Origin of the sequence: Massilia oculi, from assembly GCF_017582745.1 — a bacterium.
GTDB classification, from domain to species: Bacteria; Pseudomonadota; Gammaproteobacteria; order Burkholderiales; family Burkholderiaceae_D; genus Telluria; species Telluria oculi_A.
In genome coordinates, this window is record NZ_JAFVIM010000017.1 from 53,359 (window position 1) to 72,724 (window position 19,366).

A 19,366-nucleotide genomic window follows, 5' to 3' on the forward strand; every position below is an offset into this window, starting at 1 on the left:
GACGCGCGTCATCGGAAAGCGGGCTTCGGCCCGCTTTTTTTTTGCCGCGCCGCGCCTGAACCGGCCATGGCCATGAGGCCGGCGAGCAGCAACGCGTACTGCGCGGGTTCCGCCACCGGCACCACCGCGCCAGGGCCCTCGAACCGCGCGTCGAACCCGCTCAGGTCAGCAAACAGGTCGCTGACCACGAGCGTGCCGTCCCAGCCTTCGGCGACCCGGTTCAGGTGCATTGTTCCAGCCAGCGGCAAGGCGTCTTTCAAGGCCAGGATTGACCAGTTGTCGAGATCGTCGAAGGTACTCGGAGCGAATTCCAGGTTCGCGCTGAAGGTGTAGGTCACGCTATCGTATTGGGCATGGGCGCGGGCGGTCAGCTCGAACACGTCGACCAGGTCGCCCGCGGCGTTGCGAACGTCGTCACGCAGCCGGAACTGGTTGAACAGATTCGGGTCACCGGAGGTGTCGGGCGAGCGCAAACCCAGGTAGGCCGCGCCGACCGTCACGCCGAATTGAAAAAAACCCGAGGCGGGCATGGTCGCCCATGTGCCGGATTCCAGCGTGGAGAACGAGGTATTTGTCTCGTGATCGAAATCGATGTGGATGGGCATGCCCGGCTGCAGGGCGCCGCCAAGTTCATGGAAACTGTTTTCAATTGAGGTGATCCTTCCGGACGTATGCGTGTTCACGCCCAGCGGTTCTGCAAAAGCGCATAAAGGCAGGGCTCCCAGGACCAGGGCGGCAATCCAGGTATGGGTCGACATAGAGTTTCCCTTTGGCTCATGCACAAGACGTGCCGCTTCACTGTAGGATGGAGCAATGGCATCGTCGTGCGCTAGCGCAAGCCAACGCGTGAAAAAGTGGTAATGTCGCCATCACCGATTATTTGCCGAAGGAAAGGTATGCGTCTCATGCGTTTTGCCCCGTATTTTGTCTTGATTGCGGCCGCAATGGCGGCTGGTGTCGCAAACGCGTCGCCCACAGACCCGCGCAACGGCGCCGAATTCACGACCCTGGCTATGCCGCAGGCCACCCAAGCCACCGGCAAGAAGGTCGAAGTGATCGAGTTCTTCGCCTACCACTGCGGCGCCTGCAATGCATTCGAGCCGACTCTCGTCAACTGGACGAAGAAGCAGGGCGACAATATCGTCATGCGCCGCATTCCGCTGCCGTTCCAGGGGCCGCTCGACCCGGAAGCGCGCCTGTTCCTGACGCTGGAAGCGATGGGCAAGCTCGATGAATACCACCACCGCGTGTTCCGCGCCGTGCACGTCGAACGCAAGCGCCTGATGAAGGACGACGACATCATCGCCTGGGCAGCGGCCGCTGGCCTGGACAAGGCGAAATTCATGGAAGCGTGGAACTCGTTCGGCGTGCAGACCAAGCTCAAGCGCCTGTCGCAGATCGCCAACGCCTACAAGGTGAGCGGCACGCCGACCGTGGTCATCGACGGCAAGTACGTCGTGTCGCCCGATGCGGTGCGGCAAGCCAACAAGATCCAGGACGTGGGCCAGCTGATGACGGCGACCGGCCAGGTGCTCGACGCCCTCGTGAGCAAGGCCGCTGCCAGCAAGTAAATAAGCCATCGTCCAGATCAGCGGCCGGTTGACTGGACGACAAAGCGGGCTATACTGCGCTAATCGTCCCAGCCGCCCGCCATGAATCCATTTTGCCTGCCACCGCTTGACACCGCATCGCCACTGGGCGCTGGCGGCGTGCGCGTGTGCGTGGCATCGCGCCGAGCGGCGCACCTTTCCAGCCTCGACCTCGCCCGGCTTTCCCGGGCTCGGTGAGGAACACGGCGGGCCAGCGCCTGTCCATCCTCCCGGGCCGCCTCCATTCCTGAATCGCCGCATCGACCATGCGGCGCCGTCATCATTCTTGACCTTATCCGGTCATTTTGTGGAGTACACATGAAACCTTCCATCGTCGTATCCTGGCTCGACCTCGAGCGTCTCGAACGTATCCTCGACCGCCTTCCCGCCGCGCAAGCCAATGCGCGCGACGCCCTGCTGAGCGAACTCGAGCGTGCTGAAATGGTCGAGCCGTGGGACATGCCGCCCGACGTCGTCACCATGAATTCGCGCGTGCGCTTCCGCTTCGCAGGCTCGGACGAAGACGTGACCATGACCCTGAGCTATCCGAAGGACATGAAGGACAGCGGCGAGCAATTGTCGGTGCTGACGCCGGTCGGCACGGCGCTGCTGGGCCTGCGCGTCGGCGCCAGCATCACCTGGCAACGCCCGGGCGGCGGTACCTTCGAGGCTACCGTGCTCGACATCGACTACCAGCCGGAGCGGGCAGGGGAGCTGCACCGATAACAGGGCGTGAGCGTGGTGTGTTGCTTGCACATTTGCATGTGTACAATAACTGCGCTCAAACTCTATCGAAGGGACTTTTTGTGAAACGCTTCCTGACCGCCTGCTTCCTGTGCCTGGGCCTGATTGGCGCCGCCAACGCCGCCACCGATGCCGAACTGACGAAGCAGGTCAACGCCTTCGTCGACGGCTGGCATGACGACGCGGCGAACACGCGGATGGCCTATTTCGACAAGATCGCCAAGGACGGTGTCTATATCGGCACCGACCGTAGCGAGCTGTGGACCCGCGACGAATTCAAGGCCTGGTCGAAGAAGTACTTCGATGCCAAGTCGGCCTGGACTTTCAAGGCGACCCGCCGTAACGTCTATGCTTCCGCCGACAAGTCGCTGATCTGGTTCGACGAATTGCTCGACACCAAGAACATGGGTCATGCGATGGCCAGCGGCGTGATCCGCAAGACCGCGAAGGGCTTCGAGATCGTCCATTACCAGCTCTCGCTGGCGGTGCCGAACGAGGTGATCGACCAGGTCACCGGCATCATCTCCGGGCACGAAAAGAAGGCCAAGAAATAAGCCAGTGAGCCAACCCTATATCGGCCGTTTCGCCCCATCGCCCACCGGCCCTTTGCACGCCGGTTCGCTGGTGGCGGCGCTGGCCAGCTACCTCGACGCGCGCTGGCATGGCGGCACCTGGCTGGTGCGCATCGAAGACATCGACGAAGGCCGCAGCGTGGCCGGCGCCGCCGAGGGCATCCTCGCTTTGCTCGATGCGCTGGGCATGCATGCCGATGGCGAGATCGTCTGGCAGAGCCGGCGCAAGGACCTGTACCAGGCGGCGGCCGAGCGAATCGCGCAAGACACCTATCCCTGCGGCTGCAACCGGCGCGAGATCGCCGATTCGCGCCTGGGCTTCGCGCCCGACGGCGCGGCGATCTATGCCGGCACCTGCCGCCATGGCCTGGGGCCGGGCCGCAGCATGCGCAGCCTGCGCGTGCGCGTGCCCGAGGCCGGCCTTGATGAGATCACCTTCATCGACCGCTTCGCGGGCAAGGTCACGCAGCACCTGGCGCGCGACTCGGGCGACTTCCTGCTGAAGCGGGCCGACGGATTCTGGGCCTATCAGCTGGCGGTGGTGGTGGACGATGCCGAGCAGGGCGTGACCGACGTCGTGCGCGGCGCCGACCTGCTCGATTCGACGCCGCGCCAGATCTTCCTGCAGCGCCTGCTGGGCGTGCCGACGCCGCGCTACCTGCACGTGCCGGTGGTGCGCAACGAGAACGGCGAGAAACTGTCGAAGCAGACTGGCGCGCTGGCGGTGACGGCGGGGGACGAACCCGCCGCCGTCGGTGCGTTACTGGCATCGGCCCGCTTCCTCGATCTCGAACTGGAAGGCGCGCAGCCACGCTCGCGCCAGGACTTCTGGCAGGCGGCGATCCCGGCCTGGGGCCGCCTGCTGGCGCGTCGCGCAGCCGCGGAAACTACTTCGCCAGGCGCGGCTGCGGAGTGAAACGGCGCCGCGCCAGCAGCGCCAGCATGCCCAGGCCCATCCCCATCATCGCCCAGGTGTGCGGTTCCGGAATAGGGGCCGCGACCGCGAAGCCGCGGATTTCTCCGCCCGTATAGCGCTCGGTATGGATGTTGACGTAGGCCTGGTTGCCGTTGAACGCATCGATCAGCGCGCCACTGGCCAGCTGCGGCGTGCCGCCGTTAGCGGCCAGGAAGTCGGGATCGTAGACCGCGGGGTCGCCCAGGTCGAAAGTGGCCGCGTAGGCGCCGGCCGTGACCTGCAGCGGGAAGTCGGTGAAGGGAATGGCGACCGGCCCCACGCCACGGAAGGCGTCCACCGTGCAGCAATGGATGTGGGCGCTGATGGTCGGGCTGGACAGGTCGCGGAACGGCACCTCGGCGCGCAGGGTGAGGTCGTCGATCTCGAAGCTCGATACGCTCGATCCAGGCGAACCGTTGGGAATGTCTTCGGCGGGGCCGCTGGCAACCGCGCGGTAGTAGACCGGCGCGGCCTGGCTGGTGGCGGCGACCAGGGTCGACGCGGCCAGCGCTAATACGGTGAGGGCTCGTTTCATGGTAGACCTCCTGATCAGGAAAGAAACCAATCGCGCCGCCGGACTGGCAGCGGTGCCCAAAAAATTAGCACAGCAAGAGCGGCCCGCCCACACCATACGGGTGGTCAAAGGCTGCTGAGAAATCTCGGCAGTTCGAGCAAGAGCGATGAGGCTATTGAGGATTACGCAGGATGCTGATCCGCCCGTCCGCTTCGAGGAAGGCGCACTTCATCTCGGGGCGGGGGCAGTCGGCCTCGCGCAGCGCTTCCTCGACGTCGCTGTCGGAGAGACGGCAGCGCTTCATGACCTTGTCGAAGAACACGCCGTCGCGGCCGATCAGCACGGGGCTGCCCTCGATGAGCTCCTCGAGCTTCTTGCTGCGTGAAGTGAGGAAGGCGAACAGCACGGTCAGCGCGACCAGCGTCGCAGCGATGATCAGGCCACCGAACAGCGATTCGTCGCCGCCGGTCATCGAGTTGGATACCGCCTCCGACAGCAGCATCACCACCAGCAGGTCGAACGGCGTGAACTGGCCGACGGTGCGGCGGCCGGACAGGCGCATCATGATGAGCAGCGCGCAATACACGATCGCGCCACGCGCAATCAGTTCCCACCATGGAAGATCGAGGTCGAGCATGAGCCCTCCACAGGCATGACACGATTCAGCTCATTGTAATCAATTTACTAACACAATGACTTTCATTTGCGTGTCGCCTGCGCTGCTTCCCATGCCGCGAGCGCGGCTTCATAGCGCGCCAGTTCGTCTTCATACAGGTCGAACACGCAAGGCACGCAGCCGCTGCGGCAGCAATCCTCGAGTTCGGGCGCGACGGGCGGTTCGGGGCGGGGGCTGGTCGGGGCGGCGGGCGTCATGGCCCCAGCATAGAGGATGCCGGGCCTGGCGTCGACCGTACTCAATCCGCGCGATGGTAGCTGCGCAGGTGGAACACCATCTTGCCGCCTTCATCCTCGCACACGCCGCCCATGCCTTCGCCGGGGCGCATGGTCAGGTTCAGCCGGGTGCCGTCATGCTTGCCTTGGCAGGCCGCGTGGAAGGCGGCGGGAATCTCGGGCAGGTCGATTTCCGGCGGCGCGGGAGGCGCCGGTGGAGCGGGCCTCGCGGGAATGGCTGGCGCCGCCTGGCCGTCGATCGTCGGCGGGGCCGGTGGCGCGGGTGGGGCGGGAGGCGCGGGAGGCGCAGGCGGCACTGGCGGCTTGGGGCACTTGCCGCGCGCCGCCTCGCACACATAGTGGATGCCGGCGTCGGCGGTGGTAGCGCCCAGCGCGAGCAGGGCGGCCAGGATCAGCGGGATGGTTCTTTGCATGGTTGTTCTCCTCGGTGGCGATGAACACCATCGTGCCTACCGAATGTGGAGAAAAAATGGAGGCTAGAGATCGCAGCGATAACCGAGCCCGTAGATCGAGCGGATCGGTTCCAGGCCAGGGGCGACGGCGTCGATCTTGCGCCGAAGGTTCTTGACGTGGCTGTCGATCGCGCGGTCGGTGGCGTCGAGGTGGTCGGCCCTGGCCGCGTCGAGCAACTGCGCGCGCGACAGCACCTGGCCGGGACGGCGCGCCAGGGCGGCCAGGATCGCGTACTCGCTCGGCGTCAGTTCGAGCGCCTGGCCGTGGAGAGCGACGCGGCGCGCGGCTTCGTCCAGGGCCAACACGGGCGCAGCCTCCTGCGCCCCGCTGCGGCGCAGGATGGCCTTGATGCGCGCCATCAGCTCGCGCGGGCTGAACGGTTTGCACAGGTAATCGTCGGCGCCCGTTTCCAGGCCCAGCAGGCGGTCGACTTCTTCCACCCGCGCCGTCACCATCACGATCGGCACGCTGGAGAAGGCGCGCACCGCGCGACACAGCGCCAGACCGTCCATTCCCGGCAGCATCAGATCGAGCACAACCAGGGCGGGCGGTGCGCGCCGGATCGCGGCCAGCGCCTGCGCACCGTCGCCGAACACGGCCGGCGCATAGCCCGCAGCCTGCGCGTAGTCGGCGATGACGGATGCCAGTTCGGGCTCGTCCTCGACGATCATGAGGGCGACGCTCATGCGTTTTCCTTTCCGTCCAAAGGGAGCGACATGGTCACGCGCAGGCCGCCAAGCGGCGAATGGGCGAAGGCGAGGGCGGCGCCCTGCGCCTCCAGCAACTGCCGGCACAGGGCCAGCCCGAGTCCGGCGCCGCCATGTTCACGGCTGCGCGAGGCGTCGACCCGGTAGAAGCGCTCGGACAGCCGGGCCAGCGCTTCATCCGGCACGCCAGGCGCGCTGTCATCGAGCAGCAGATGCAGGCGGCCGGCGTCTGCATGCGCGGTGAGGCGCACCGCGCCACCAGCCGCGGTATAGCGCAGGCTGTTCTCGAACAGGTTGGCGAATACCTGGCGCATGCGGTCCGGGTCGGCCAGCACCCGTGACTCCGTGGGCGCAGCGGCAATGTCGAGCGCAATCCCGGCTGCCTGGAAGCGCGCGGCGAAGGCGCCAGCTTCGCTGGTCGCCAGCGCCCACAGGTCGAGCGCTTCGCGCCGGCACTCGAGCGCGCCGACGTCGGCGCGCGCCAGCGCGTACAGCTCGTCGATCAGCCTGGTCAGGGACCTCACCTGGCGCCCCATGGCGTCGATGGCTTCCGGCGAGGCCTGGCGCACACCGTCCTGGATCGCTTCCAGTTGGGCGCGCAGCACGGCCAGCGGGGTGCGCAACTCGTGCGAGGTATCGGCCACCCACTGGCGGCGCGCCGTTTCGGCGCCGTCGAGGCGCTCGGCCAGCACATTGAAATGGCGCGCCAGCGCGCCCAGTTCGTCGCTGCGCGCGTCCGGCAGGCGCACCCCGTAGTCGCCGGCGGCAAGCGTGGCGGCGCCGCGCGCGAGTTGGTCGATCGGATGACGGAAGTGGCGCGCCAGCAGGATCGCCGCCAGGGCGCTCAGCACGACGGCGACGGCGCCGATCAGCCATAGGCTGTGCTGCAGCTCGGACAGGAAGGCGTAAGCCATGGCATCGCTCGGCCGGTGGCTGCGCGCCACGCCGAGGTAGCCGACGGTGCGGCCATCTACCTCGATCGGGCGCCGCGCCAGCGGCAGCGTGCCGGGGAGGCGCCCGGCCAGGTAGCCGCCGGCGGCGTCGAACAGGGTGATGCGAGCGTGCAGGTCCTGGGTGGCGCCGGTCGGCGCGGGTGGCGGCAGCGGGGGAAGCGGCGGCGCCGGTGGTGCGGGAGGGACCGGCGCCGCCGGCATGGCGGGCGGCGCTGGCGGCGCCGGCGCGACCGGCATGACCGGTGCGGCCACACGGCTCGTCTGCAGGTGCGCCAGTTCCTGCGTGATCCAGCCGCGTCGCGCATCGCCGCCAGGCACGAAAGTCCAGCCGTTATGGTCCCGGTACTGGCGCGCCACGGCGTTCGACAAGCCGTCCAGCCGGTCGAGTTCGATACCGACGGCGTAGTCGCCGAAACTGCCCAGGACCTTGTGCCGAAGTAATAAAACGCCTGCGCCGGCCACCGTGAGAATGGCGAGCAGGACGGCGATGAAAAGACGGTGCCCGATGCCGATCTTCATATTGCCGCAAGGAGATAAGGATGTCTCGACGTAGCTAATTTCTTTCGCAGCGCTTCTATTTTAACAATTATCATTCTACAAACTGGCAAATTCATATCTCATTTTTCTTTCAATATGCCAGTCCAGACGCATGGGCCAGTGGGGCAATGTCCTACAGGATCACTGCCTGTTTTTGGTGTCCAGCGCGCTTCTAGATGGCTACGATGGAGTCCTTCGAGTCAGCACCGCTGACATTTGTGTACGATGAAAAGGAGTCAATCATGGCAAACAATTCGCGTAACAACAACCCGCAGGGCAACAACCAGTACTCGCAGCAAGGCAATAGCCAGAGCGGCAACCAGGGCAACCAGGGGAGCGGCAAGCAAGGTTTTGCGTCGATGGATCCGGAGCGCCAGCGTGAAATCGCCAGCGAGGGCGGCCGTGCTTCGCACGGTTCGAGCAACCAGCAGAGCAATCTGAACCAGGGCAGCCAGCAGAGCGGCCGCGGCCAGGGCAGCCAGCAAAGCGGTCGTAGCCAGGGCAGCCAGCAGAAGGGCGTCCAGGGCGGTACGCCGGAACAGCACGCCGAAGCAGGGCGTCAAAGCCACAAGAACGACAACCGCTAACGCTGTTTCAATTCAGCTAGGTTGATCGATACCGCCGGCATTTGCCGGCGGTTCTGCTTTATTTAATACACATCGCGCCGGTAGCGCCCGTTGGCCATCATGTCCTCGACCGTATCGGGTCCGAGCGCCGACACGAGCGCATCATGCACGCCGCCGGCCATGCCTTGCAGGCTGCCGCAGACATAGATCGCCGCGCCATCCGCGACCCAGCGGCGCAGCTCTTCCTGGTGTGCATTCACCAGGTGCTGCACGTAGCGCGCCTGACCCCCGTCGCGAGAAAACGCCAGGTCGAGCCGCGCCAGCATGCCGGCATCGCGCCACGCTTCCAGTTCCTCGCGGCATAGATAGTCGTGGGCGGCATTGCGCTCGCCGAACAGCAGCCAGCTGCGGTACGTCCCCGCATCGATGCGCGCCTTGAGCAGCGAACGCAAACCTGCCAGGCCGCTGCCGTTGCCGATCGCGATCAGGGGGCGTCCCGCATTCGTGCCCAGCCGGAAACGCGCATGGGCGCGCACGCGCAGGCGGATCGTGTCGTCCGGGTCCGCGCACACGCACAGCCAGCCGGACGCCGCGCCTGGCGTACCGTCCTCGCGCGTCTGCAAACGCACCAGCAGTTCGAGCCGGCCTTCGCCCGGCACCGAAGCGATCGAATACTCGCGCGGATGGTCCGGGTCGAGTGGCGCGCTGACCTGGGCCAGGTCGCCTGCCTCCCACGCGGGCAGCAGGCCATCGCGCGGCACCAGGGCGATACGGTACAGCGGCGCGCCGGCGCTGCCGGGGTTCAGCTGGACGCGGCTGGCGATGCGCCACTCGCCGTAGGCCGGCGCGTCCCAGTCCGGCGCGTCGCTGGTGCCGGCCAGGTGGCTCAGGTGGTGCTGCCAGGCGTCCAGGGCCTCGGGCGCGCCGCGGTCGACGTCGATCCGGTCGAACAGCGGCGTGGCGCCGCGCTCGCGCAGCCAGGCGTCCAATGCGCGGCCGAAGCCGCAGTAATTGGTGTAGGTCGCATCGCCCAGCGCCAGCACGCCATAGTGCAGCTGCGACAGGTCGAGCGTTTCGCCCATCGTGTGGCCGGCGAAGCGCGCGCCGGTATCCGGCGCATCGCCTTCGCCATAGGTGCTGCAGATGAACAGCACGCGCGAGGCCGCGGCCAGCTGCGCGGCGTCCACGGTCGACATGCAGGCGGCGCGCGCGTCGAGGCCGCCGAGGGCCAGGGTGGCGGCGGTGCGTTCGGCCAGGAATTCGGCGCTACCGGTCTGGCTGGCGTGGACCACGAGCCAGTCGGCCGCGCCGCCCGCGGCGCGGGTGCGCGCCAGGCGGGTGCGCCAGATGCCGAGGCACATGGCGAGATAGGCGCCGGACAGCGCGAGGGCGCCGCCCCAGCGCAGGGGTTCGATCGTCAACATCATTGCAGTAAAGCGCGCCAGGCGCCGGACGTGGTCTCGAGCAGGCCGCCAGGTGCGCGCACCAGGAAGCGCGCCGCGATGCCGCGCGCCTCGGCGAAGGCGAGGCCGTCGTCGGGACCCAGCACGGTGAGCGCGGTGGACAGGGCGTCGGCCGCCATGCAGGTGGACGCCAGCACGGTCACCGAGGCGACGCCGCCCGCAACCGGATAGCCGCTGCGCGGATCGAGGGTGTGCACCGCGCGCCGGGAGCCATGCTGAAAATAGCGGCGGTAGTCGCCCGAGGTGGCGATCGCCAGGCCATGCAGGGCGACCACGGCCTGCATGGCCGAGCCGTCGGCATCCGGCACCCCTTCGATCTCCACCCACCACGGCTCGCCATTGGCCTTGGCGCCCGCGCCGCGCAGCTCGCCGCCGGCCTCGACCACGTAGTGGCGCACGCTGCGCTGTTCCAGGCAGCGCGCCATGCAGTCGACCGCATAGCCCTTGGCGACGGAAGAAAAATCGAGCAGGGCGCCGCCCGGCTGCAGCAGGCGGCGCGTGGCGCGGTCGAGCACAGGTTGACTGGCGCCGCGCTGCGCCAGCGCGGCGCCGATCGCGGCTGCGTCCGGCGCATAAAAGCCGGCCTGGTCGTAGCGCCGGGTGGCGCCGAAGCCCCACAGGTTCACCAGCTGCCCGCCGGCGGGATCGTAGGCGCCGCAGCTGTCTTCATGCACCCGCAGCGCGTAGTCGGCGACCTCGAAGAATTGCGGCGGCAGCGCATGCCAGCTGCCGGCCGGGGCATGGTTGTAGCGCGACAGCAGGGAGTCGGGCTCCCAATGACTCATCTGCGCGACGATCTCGTCCAGTTCACCCTGCAGGGCAAGCGTCAGGGCGGCGCCGTCGGCGCCGGGCGGCAGCATCAGCCGCGCCGACCAGCCGGTGCCCATCGCGGTGCCGGCAGCCGTGTACAAGGTGCTGCCGCCGGGCGGCAGCGCCATGTCGACTTCCAGCGGAACGAGAACGTCGCGCATCGTACTTATTGCGGCAGGACTTCGAGCGTGGCCGCGTAGCTGTAGCGCTTGGCGCCCGGCTGCGGCTTGCCTTCACCGAACGGGAAGCCGGCGCTGAGCCAGTACATATTCGCCGCCGGGACGGTGAACGAGGCTTCGCCCTTGGCATCGGTCGTCAGGCGCTGCTCGCCCGAGGAGCCACGGTATTTGACGGTGCCCTGCACGATGCTGAACGGCAGGTTGGCGACCGGCTTGCCGTCGAGGTGGAAGCGCACGCGGATCGGTTCGCCCACGCGCAGGTCGGACGGGTTGGTCAGCGGGATCATTTCCAGGCCTTCGCCGACCGGCTTCAGCGCCGTGTCGCTGAGCTTGTTGGCCGAGACGAAGGTTTCGTTGCGCGAGTGGACGGCCGTGGTCTGCACCTCGGTGGCGCCGGCGGGAATCGCGACCGCCGGGCTGCCGGCGGCGCCGCGGAAGCGCTTGGTCTCGCCGTTCAGCTTGTAGCTGCCCATCAGGTTATTGTTGACGATCGCCAGGCGATAGGTGCCGCCCTTCGGCAGGCGCAGGTCGAGCGTGCTGCGGTACTTGCCGACCACGGCGCCCTCGGCCTTGGCCTGCACGCCGTCCGGATCGGTGATCACCAGATTGTCCAGGCGCAGCGGATGGTGGTTGAACTCGAACACTTCGTTCGAGATCGCGGCATCGATCGTGACCCAGGCTTCCTTCGAATCGACCATGGCGGTATTCGGCAGGATCCAGGCGCGGTGGGCCTGGGCCGTCATCGAGGCGCCGGCGAGCATCAGGCCGACGATGGCGGCCTTGTAGAATTTATTCTGTTGCATGGGGTTCTCCTGATTGTATTGTCGTTATTGGATCTGGAGCGACACGGCGCCCAGTTCTTCCTTGCCCGCCGCGTTCGCCGCCAGCTTGCCTTTGCCCGTCCAGGTGAACGGCACCTTGACCACTTCGCGTCCGCCCGCCTCGCGCGCCGCTTCCACCACCAGCTTGTATTCGCCGGCCGCCAGCTTGTCGATGCCGAACTTGGCGCCGTCGAACTTCATGGTGTGGGTGCCGGGCGCGCGGGTGGCGCCGCTGACGCCGTCGATCGGCAGGGTGGCGTCGCGGCCCGCCTTGCGCCACCAGGTGCGCAAGTCCTTGACCCATTTCTCGCCGCCCTTGTCCTTCATCTTGACGTCGTACAGCACGGCCAGGTTGGACGCGATGCCCTGGTCGGCATTCTCGATCCAGATCGCCACATAGGGCTTGTGGTATTCGGCCACGTTCAGCTGCGGCACGTCGAACTTGACGGACAGGTCGGCGCCCATGGCCCAGCTCGACGCGAGCGGGAGGGTGAGGGCGAGCGAATGGGACAGTTTCATTCTTGGTCTTCTCTCGGTTGATGGATCAGTGGACGAACAGGAGGGCCAGCACGATCGGCAGCACGATGCCGAATCCGACCACCGGCCAGGTCGACGGCCGCTTGGCCGCGTGGTACTTCAGGATCAAAAAGCCGGTAATGCAGAACACCACGCAGGCGATGGCGAAGATGTCGATGAACCAGCTCCACACCGCGCCCGTGTTGCGGCCCTTGTGCATATCGTTGAGCCACGAGATCCAGCCGCGGTCGGTCTTTTCGAACTCGGCGCTGCCGTCGACGGCGATGCGCAGCCAGGCGTCGCCGCCGGGGCGGGGCAGGGCGACGTAGGCGTCTTCCTCGCTCCATTCGGCGCGCTTGCCGCGCACGTCGACCGGGAAGACGCCATTGGTCCAGTCCGCGATCTCGCTCGGCAGCGGCACTTCGGCGTCCACGTGGTCTTCGGCATAGGCTTGCAACTGGGCACGCAGCGGCTCGGGGAGCGTCGCCTTCAGGCGCGTCACGACGGGCTTGGCCTCGATCAGGGTTGCGTTATTCAGGGTCAGGCCGGTAAAACTGAACAGCAGCATGGCCATCAGGCAGATGGCCGAACTGATCCAATGCCACTGGTGCAGCTGCTTGAGCCACATGGCGCGGCTCGCGCCGGGCAGGGCGCTATCGGTCGCGGCTTTATTCTTGAGGGTAGTTGCGGAAGAAGACATCTTTAAATGATAACGATTATCATTTACAGGGTCAACTCGGCAGTGGGATTAAATGCCAAAAGTGCGACACAGAAAAACACATTTTGTAATAAATAATTTCTTGGACCAGGGTCTGCCTTGGTCAAGATCATGCGTTACAATAATGTGCGCAAATTGGCAGGATTTTGCACACGTATTTTGGTACCGAACAGTCCTTCCCCCACAACTTGATGTCTTGAAGTGCAATCCGCTAACCGGTCAGGCCGTGTCGCGGAAGGTTTTAAACAACCCGCCCAAACCTCGCGAAGCGCGAAAAGAAAGGTGAGCAAGAATGATGCAACAATATAACGCCAACTCCTACCTGTTCGGCGGCAATGCCCCGTACGTGGAAGAGTTGTACGAGGCCTATCTGGATAATCCGACGGCGGTGCCCGAAAACTGGCGCGCCTACTTCGACCAGATGCAACACGTGCCGGCAGTCGACGGCTCGAACCGCCCCGACGTGGTGCACTCCTCGGTGGTGGCCTCGTTCGCGGAGCGCGCCAAGCAGGGTCCGATCCGTACCGTCGTCGCTTCGGCCGACTCCGAACTGGGCCGCAAGCGCGTCGCCGTCACCCAGATCACCGCCGCCTACCGCTACCTCGGTTCGCGCTGGGCGAACCTGGACCCGCTGCAGCGCCAGGAACGCCCACCCCTCCCAGAGCTCGACCCCGCCTTCTACGGCTTCACCGAAGCCGATCTCGACACCGTTTTCAATATCAGCAACACCTATTTTGGTCAGGAAACCGCGCCACTGCGCGACATCCTGAACATGTTGCGTGATACCTATACCCGTTCGATCGGCGCCGAATTCATGTACATCAGCGATCCGACCGAAAAGCGCTGGCTGCAAGAGCGCCTGGAATCGATCCGCTCGACCCCGACCTTCAGTGCCGAGAAGAAAAAGCACATCCTCGAGCGCCTGACCGCGGCCGAAGGCCTGGAACGCTATCTGCATACCAAGTACGTCGGCGCCAAGCGCTTCTCGCTGGAAGGCGGCGAATCGTTCATCGCCTCGATCGACGAAGTGATCCAGCGCGCTGGTGAAAAAGGCATCCAGGAAATCGTGATCGGTATGGCCCACCGCGGCCGCCTGAACGTCCTGGTCAACACCCTGGGCAAGAGCCCGGCCGACCTGTTCGAAGAATTCGAAGGCAAGCACGCCGACGACCTGCCGGCAGGCGACGTGAAATACCACCAGGGCTTCTCGAGCGACATCTCGACCCCGGGCGGCCCGGTCCACCTGTCGCTGGCGTTCAACCCATCCCACCTCGAGATCGTCAACCCGGTCGTCGAAGGCTCGGTCAAGGCGCGCATGATGCGTCGCGGCGACAAGAAGGGCAAGGAAGTGCTGCCGATCCTGGTGCACGGCGACGCTGCGTTCGCCGGCCAGGGCGTGGTCATGGAAACCCTGAACCTGGCGCAGACCCGCGGCTACGGCACCGGCGGCACCGTCCACATCGTCATCAACAACCAGATCGGCTTCACCACCTCGGATCCGCGCGACGCGCGTTCGACCCTGTACTGCTCGGACGTCGTCAAGATGATCGAAGCGCCGGTGCTGCACGTGAACGCCGACGATCCTGAAGCCGTCGTGCTGGCCAGCCAGATCGCCCTCGACTACCGCGCCGAGTTCGGCAAGGACGTCGTGGTCGACATCATCTGCTACCGCAAGCTGGGCCACAACGAGCAGGACACCCCAGCGCTGACCCAGCCGCTGATGTACAAGAAGATCGCCAAGCACCCTGGCACCCGCAAGCTGTACGCCGAGAAGCTGGCCGCGCAGGGCACCATCGAAGCCGACGGCGGCGACAAGCTGGTCGCGGCCTACCGCGACGCCATGGACGCCGGCAAGCACACGGTCGATCCGGTGCTGACCAACTTCAAGGGCAAGTACGCCGTCGACTGGGCGCCGTTCCTGAACAAGAAGTGGACCGATGCCGCCGACACCGCCGTGCCGGTCACCGAACTGAAGCGCCTGGCCGAACGCATCACCAAGGTGCCTGAAGGTTTCAAACCACACTCGCTGGTCGAAAAAGTGCTGGCCGACCGCGCCGCCATGGGCCGTGGCGAAATCAACCTCGACTGGGGCATGGGCGAGCACCTGGCCTTCGCCTCGCTGCTGGCTTCGGGCTATGCGATCCGCCTGTCGGGCCAGGACGCCGGCCGCGGCACCTTCGTGCACCGCCACGCCGTGCTGCACGACCAGAACCGCGAGCGCTGGGACCAGGGCATCTACCTGCCACTGGCCAATGTCTCCGACAACCAGGCCGACTTCACCGTGATCGACTCGGTGCTGTCCGAAGAAGCGGTGCTGGGCTTCGAATACGGCTTCTCGACCGCCGAACCGAACACCCTGACCATCTGGGAAGCCCAGTTCGGCGACTTCGTCAACGGCGCGCAAGTCGTCATCGACCAGTTCATCGCCTCGGGCGAAGTGAAATGGGGCCGCGCCTCGGGCCTGGTCATGATGCTGCCGCACGGCTACGAAGGCCAGGGTCCGGAGCACTCGTCGGCCCGCATCGAGCGCTTCCTGCAACTGTGCGCCGACAACAATATGCAAGTGGTCCAGCCGACCACGGCTGCCCAGATCTTCCACCTGCTGCGCCGCCAGATGGTGCGCCAGTTCCGCAAGCCGCTGGTGATCTTCACGCCGAAGTCGCTGCTGCGTAATAAGGACGCAGGTTCGTCGCTGACCGACCTGACCAAGGGCGGCTTCCAGACCGTCATCGGCGAATGCGACGACAAGATCGACGCAGGCAAGGTCAAGCGCGTGATCGTTTGCTCGGGCAAGGTGTATTACGACCTGGTCAATGCACGCAAGGCACGCAACAGCGCCGACACCGCGATCATCCGTATCGAGCAGATGTACCCGTTCCCGCACAAGTCGTTCGCCGCCGAACTGAAAAAGTTCCCGAACGCGACCGAAGTGGTGTGGGCGCAGGACGAGCCGCAGAACCAGGGTCCATGGTTCCAGATCCAGCACAACATCTTCGAAGGCATGGAAGATGGCCAGCGCCTGGCCTATGCCGGTCGCGCCGCGTCGGCATCGCCGGCGGTGGGTTATGCGGACAAGCACATCGCTCAGCAAAAAGAACTGCTGGAGACCGCGTTCTCGAAGCTCAAGGGTTTCATCCTGACCAAATAATCGGTCACGTAAGGTAAAACCACGGCCCCCGCGTCCCGTGCGCGGGGGTACTTGCAAAGAATAATTACTGGAGTTTTAAAAAATGGCACAAATCGAAGTCAAGGTACCTGTTCTGTCGGAATCCGTTGCTGAAGCAACCCTGCTGTCGTGGCACAAGAAAGTCGGCGAATCCGTCTCGCGCGACGAAAACATGATCGACATCGAGACCGACAAGGTGGTCCTGGAACTGCCAGCGCCAAGCGCCGGCGTGATCGTGCAACTGCTGAAAGCCGATGGCGATACCGTCGTCGCCAACGAAGTCATCGCGATCATCGATACCGAAGCATCGGCGCAGACCAGCCCGATCGCCGTCAAGGCCGTTCCATCGGCAGCGCCGAACGCGCCGATCGCCGCGCCGGCAGCCGCCGCGCCAGCCGCAGACCAGTCGAAAGCGGGCGTGGCCATGCCGGCCGCCGCCAAGATCCTGGCCGACAACAATATGAGCGCCTCGAACGTCGAAGGCTCGGGCCGCGATGGCCGCGTGACCAAGGGCGATGCCCTGGCCGCCGTTGCCGGCAAGCCAGCCGCCGCGCCTGCCGCCGCACCGAAGGCAGCCCTGCAGCAAGTCGCTGCCCCTGCGCCGGCCAACCTGGGCGACCGTCCGGAAGAGCGCGTGCCGATGAGCCGCCTGCGCGCCCGTATCGCCGAGCGCCTGCTGCAATCGCAATCGACCAACGCCATCCTGACCACCTTCAACGAAGTGAACATGGCTCCGGTCATGGAACTGCGTAACAAGTACAAGGACAAGTTCGAGAAAGAACACGGCGTCAAGCTGGGCTTCATGTCCTTCTTCGTCAAGGCCGCCGTTGCCGCGCTGAAGAAATACCCGATCCTGAACGCCTCGGTCGACGGCAACGACATCATCTACCACGGCTACTTCGACATCGGCATCGCCGTCGGTTCGCCACGTGGCCTGGTGGTGCCGATCCTGCGCAACGCCGACCAGATGTCGATCGCCGAAATCGAGAAGAAGATCGGTGAATTCGGCCAGAAAGCCAAGGACGGCAAGCTGACCCTGGACGACCTGTCGGGCGGTACCTTCTCGATCTCGAACGGCGGCGTGTTCGGCTCGATGCTGTCGACCCCGATCATCAACCCACCGCAGTCGGCGATCCTGGGCGTGCACGCGACCAAGGACCGCGCCGTCGTCGAGAACGGCCAGATCGTCATCCGTCCGATGAACTACCTGGCGATGTCGTACGACCACCGCATCATCGACGGCCGCGAAGCCGTGCTGGGCCTGGTCGCGATGAAGGACGCGCTGGAAGATCCGGCCCGCCTGCTGCTGGACCTGTAATTCTCGTCACGTGCCGGCGCCGCCATGGCGGCGCCGGCTTGCTGTTTGCCGGAGAACGCCATGTTGTCAGACGAAATCAAGCGGCTGCACGAGCTGCACCAGGCCGGCGCGCTGTCGGATGCCGAGTTCGAGCAGGCCAAGGCGCGCATCCTGTCGGGTGCGTCGACCGTCAGCCTCAGCAAGGAGCCGCCGACTACCGAGCGGATTTCCTTCGACCAGCACCGCGACGACCTGCTGAGCGGCCTGCGCCGTTCGCGGCTTGACCGCTGGCTGGGCGGCGTGTGCGGCGGCCTGGCGCGCACCTACGGTCTCGAATCGTGGGTCTGGCGCCTGATCTTCGTGCTGTTCGTCCTGACGTTCGGCTTCGGCATCCTGATATACCTGCTGCTGTGGGTATTCATTCCGGAAGAATAAAAAGGAATCAAAGTAATGAGCGATAAACAATTTGACGTCGTCGTGATCGGCGGCGGTCCTGGCGGCTACATCGCCGCCATCCGCGCGGCCCAGCTGGGCTTCAAGACCGCCTGCATCGACGAGTGGAGCAACGCCGCCGGCAAGCCTGCCCCGGGCGGCACCTGCACCAACGTCGGCTGCATCCCGTCGAAGGCGCTGCTGCAATCGTCGGAACACTTCGAGCACGCCGGCCACGCCTTCGCCGACCACGGCATCAAGGTCTCGGGCCTCGAACTCGACCTGCCGACCATGCTCAAGCGCAAGGACACCATCGTCAAGCAGAACAACGACGGCATCCTGTTCCTGTTCAAGAAGAACAAGGTCACCTTCTTCCACGGCCGCGGCGCCTTCGCCGGCAAGGCGGAAGGCGATGCGGGCTACACCATCAACGTCAGCGGCCCGACCACCGACACCATCACCGCCAAGAACGTGGTCGTCGCGACCGGTTCGAACGCACGCCAGCTGCCGGGCGCTGAATTCGACGAGAAACTGATCCTGTCGAACACCGGCGCACTGGCGATCGACGCCGTGCCGGGCAAGCTCGGCGTGATCGGCGCCGGCGTCATCGGCCTGGAAATGGGCAGCGTGTGGCGCCGTGTCGGCGCCGACGTCACGGTGCTGGAAGGCCTGCCGACCTTCCTGGGCGCGGTCGACGAGCAGATCGCCAAGGAAGCCCACAAGCTGTTCACCAAGCAGGGCCTGAAGATCAACCTGGGCTGCAAGATCGGCGCGATCACCAAGGGCGCCAACGACGTCACCGTCGAATACGCCGATTCGACCGGCGCCGCCTCGACGGCCACCTTCGACCGCCTGATCATCTCGATCGGCCGCGTGCCGAACACCAACGGCCTCGGCATCGAGACCGTCGGCCTGCAGTTGGATGAGCGCGGCTTCGTGGTGGTCGACGACGAATGCCGCACCAGCCTGCCGGGCGTGTGGGCGGTGGGCGACGTCGTGCGCGGCCCGATGCTGGCGCACAAGGCCGAGGAAGAAGGCGTGGCGGTTGCCGAACGCATCGCCGGCCAGCACGGCCACGTGAACTTCAACACCATCCCTTGGGTCATCTACACCTCGCCAGAGATTGCGTGGGTTGGCAAGACCGAACAGCAGCTGAAGGCAGAAGGCGTGCAGTACAAGGCCGGCACCTTCCCGTTCATGGCCAACGGCCGAGCGCGCGCGCTGGGCGACACCTCGGGCATGGTCAAGTTCCTGGCCGATGCCACGACCGATGAAATCCTGGGCGTGCACATCGTCGGCCCGATGGCCTCCGAGCTGATCTCGGAAGCCGTGGTCGCGATGGAGTTCAAGGCCTCGTCGGAAGACATCGCCCGCATCTGCCACGCGCACCCGTCGCTGTCGGAAGCGACCAAGGAAGCCGCGCTGGCGGTGGACAAGCGTTCGCTGAACTTCTAAGCAAACA

The 19,366-nt window shown here is 65.6% G+C and carries 21 protein-coding genes; 9 read left to right on the forward strand and 12 right to left on the reverse strand.

The window, feature by feature from the left end; translation table 11 throughout:
* Nucleotides 1-8: 8 nt before the first annotated feature.
* A complete protein-coding gene (locus tag J3U95_RS18735; RefSeq protein ID WP_208280181.1) occupies nt 9-758 on the reverse strand; it encodes a hypothetical protein in 750 nt (249 codons plus the stop codon).
* Nucleotides 759-896: 138 nt separating this feature from the next.
* Here J3U95_RS18735 and J3U95_RS18740 point away from each other — a divergent pair, with 138 nt between their 5' ends.
* The 4 genes from J3U95_RS18740 (at nt 897) to gluQRS (ending at nt 3,821) form a co-directional block, all read left to right on the forward strand.
* Complete coding sequence (locus tag J3U95_RS18740; RefSeq protein WP_208280182.1) at nt 897-1,571, forward strand: thiol:disulfide interchange protein DsbA/DsbL; 675 nt, start codon at nt 897-899, stop codon at nt 1,569-1,571.
* Nucleotides 1,572-1,907: 336 nt separating this feature from the next.
* Nucleotides 1,908-2,315 (forward strand): nucleoside diphosphate kinase regulator, encoded by a 408-nt coding sequence (gene rnk, locus J3U95_RS18745; protein WP_005666172.1) that lies wholly within the window; start codon nt 1,908-1,910, stop codon nt 2,313-2,315.
* A gap of 80 nt (nt 2,316-2,395) precedes the next feature.
* Complete coding sequence (locus tag J3U95_RS18750; RefSeq protein WP_208280183.1) at nt 2,396-2,887, forward strand: nuclear transport factor 2 family protein; 492 nt, start codon at nt 2,396-2,398, stop codon at nt 2,885-2,887.
* A 4-nt stretch (nt 2,888-2,891) separates the two neighbouring features.
* On the forward strand, nt 2,892-3,821 hold the full coding sequence (gluQRS, locus tag J3U95_RS18755) for a tRNA glutamyl-Q(34) synthetase GluQRS (RefSeq protein ID WP_208280184.1): 930 nt from the start codon (nt 2,892-2,894) through the stop codon (nt 3,819-3,821).
* Here gluQRS and J3U95_RS18760 read toward each other — a convergent pair.
* From J3U95_RS18760 to J3U95_RS18785, 6 genes are all read right to left on the reverse strand, one after another.
* Nucleotides 3,793-4,395: a CHRD domain-containing protein gene (locus J3U95_RS18760; protein ID WP_208280185.1), complete on the reverse strand. Its 603-nt coding sequence runs from the start codon at nt 4,393-4,395 to the stop codon at nt 3,793-3,795. The two genes, gluQRS and J3U95_RS18760, sit on opposite strands and share 29 nt — an antisense overlap.
* Nucleotides 4,396-4,546: 151 nt before the next feature.
* Nucleotides 4,547-5,011 carry a DUF421 domain-containing protein gene (locus tag J3U95_RS18765; RefSeq protein ID WP_208280186.1) on the reverse strand — a complete coding sequence of 155 codons (465 nt, stop codon included), beginning with the start codon at nt 5,009-5,011 and terminating at the stop codon, nt 4,547-4,549.
* A 62-nt stretch (nt 5,012-5,073) separates the two neighbouring features.
* The gene (locus J3U95_RS18770) at nt 5,074-5,247 is read right to left on the reverse strand and encodes an oxidoreductase-like domain-containing protein (RefSeq protein WP_208280187.1); all 174 of its coding nucleotides are present in this window, start codon (nt 5,245-5,247) and stop codon (nt 5,074-5,076) included.
* A 41-nt stretch (nt 5,248-5,288) separates the two neighbouring features.
* The gene (locus tag J3U95_RS18775; RefSeq protein ID WP_208280188.1) at nt 5,289-5,699 is read right to left on the reverse strand and encodes a hypothetical protein; all 411 of its coding nucleotides are present in this window, start codon (nt 5,697-5,699) and stop codon (nt 5,289-5,291) included.
* Nucleotides 5,700-5,762: 63 nt separating this feature from the next.
* Complete coding sequence (locus J3U95_RS18780; protein ID WP_208280189.1) at nt 5,763-6,425, reverse strand: response regulator; 663 nt, start codon at nt 6,423-6,425, stop codon at nt 5,763-5,765.
* Nucleotides 6,422-7,918: an ATP-binding protein gene (locus J3U95_RS18785; RefSeq protein ID WP_208280190.1), complete on the reverse strand. Its 1,497-nt coding sequence runs from the start codon at nt 7,916-7,918 to the stop codon at nt 6,422-6,424. Before J3U95_RS18785 ends, J3U95_RS18780 begins: the two co-directional genes overlap by 4 nt.
* 260 nt (nt 7,919-8,178) lie before the next feature.
* Here J3U95_RS18785 and J3U95_RS18790 point away from each other — a divergent pair, with 260 nt between their 5' ends.
* Nucleotides 8,179-8,523 (forward strand): KGG domain-containing protein, encoded by a 345-nt coding sequence (locus J3U95_RS18790; RefSeq protein ID WP_208280191.1) that lies wholly within the window; start codon nt 8,179-8,181, stop codon nt 8,521-8,523.
* Nucleotides 8,524-8,585: 62 nt separating this feature from the next.
* On the opposite strand, the gene J3U95_RS18795 is transcribed toward J3U95_RS18790, so the two are convergent.
* The 5 genes from J3U95_RS18795 to J3U95_RS18815 are packed head-to-tail and all read right to left on the reverse strand — an operon-like array spanning nt 8,586 to nt 12,991.
* Nucleotides 8,586-9,929 (reverse strand): sulfite reductase subunit alpha, encoded by a 1,344-nt coding sequence (locus J3U95_RS18795; RefSeq protein WP_208280192.1) that lies wholly within the window; start codon nt 9,927-9,929, stop codon nt 8,586-8,588.
* Entirely contained in the window at nt 9,926-10,936 is a 1,011-nt protein-coding gene (locus J3U95_RS18800; protein WP_229519940.1) for an FAD:protein FMN transferase, read from the reverse strand. Before J3U95_RS18800 ends, J3U95_RS18795 begins: the two co-directional genes overlap by 4 nt.
* A 5-nt stretch (nt 10,937-10,941) precedes the next feature.
* Nucleotides 10,942-11,757, reverse strand: coding sequence for a DUF4198 domain-containing protein (locus tag J3U95_RS18805; RefSeq protein WP_208280193.1), 816 nt, complete (start codon nt 11,755-11,757; stop codon nt 10,942-10,944).
* A gap of 24 nt (nt 11,758-11,781) precedes the next feature.
* Nucleotides 11,782-12,294, reverse strand: coding sequence for a DUF2271 domain-containing protein (locus J3U95_RS18810; protein ID WP_208280194.1), 513 nt, complete (start codon nt 12,292-12,294; stop codon nt 11,782-11,784).
* A 25-nt stretch (nt 12,295-12,319) separates the two neighbouring features.
* Entirely contained in the window at nt 12,320-12,991 is a 672-nt protein-coding gene (locus J3U95_RS18815) for a PepSY-associated TM helix domain-containing protein (protein ID WP_208280195.1), read from the reverse strand.
* A gap of 310 nt (nt 12,992-13,301) precedes the next feature.
* Here J3U95_RS18815 and J3U95_RS18820 point away from each other — a divergent pair, with 310 nt between their 5' ends.
* The 4 genes from J3U95_RS18820 to lpdA all read left to right on the forward strand — a co-directional run bounded on the left by J3U95_RS18820 (nt 13,302) and on the right by lpdA (nt 19,359).
* Complete coding sequence (locus J3U95_RS18820; RefSeq protein WP_208280196.1) at nt 13,302-16,157, forward strand: 2-oxoglutarate dehydrogenase E1 component; 2,856 nt, start codon at nt 13,302-13,304, stop codon at nt 16,155-16,157.
* Between the two features lie 82 nt (nt 16,158-16,239).
* Complete coding sequence (odhB, locus tag J3U95_RS18825; RefSeq protein ID WP_208280197.1) at nt 16,240-17,493, forward strand: 2-oxoglutarate dehydrogenase complex dihydrolipoyllysine-residue succinyltransferase; 1,254 nt, start codon at nt 16,240-16,242, stop codon at nt 17,491-17,493.
* Nucleotides 17,494-17,553: 60 nt separating this feature from the next.
* Complete coding sequence (locus tag J3U95_RS18830) at nt 17,554-17,907, forward strand: PspC domain-containing protein (protein WP_109346952.1); 354 nt, start codon at nt 17,554-17,556, stop codon at nt 17,905-17,907.
* Between the two features lie 15 nt (nt 17,908-17,922).
* Nucleotides 17,923-19,359, forward strand: a complete 1,437-nt coding sequence (lpdA, locus tag J3U95_RS18835) for a dihydrolipoyl dehydrogenase (RefSeq protein WP_208280198.1) — start codon at nt 17,923-17,925, stop codon at nt 19,357-19,359.
* Nucleotides 19,360-19,366 lie beyond the last annotated feature (7 nt).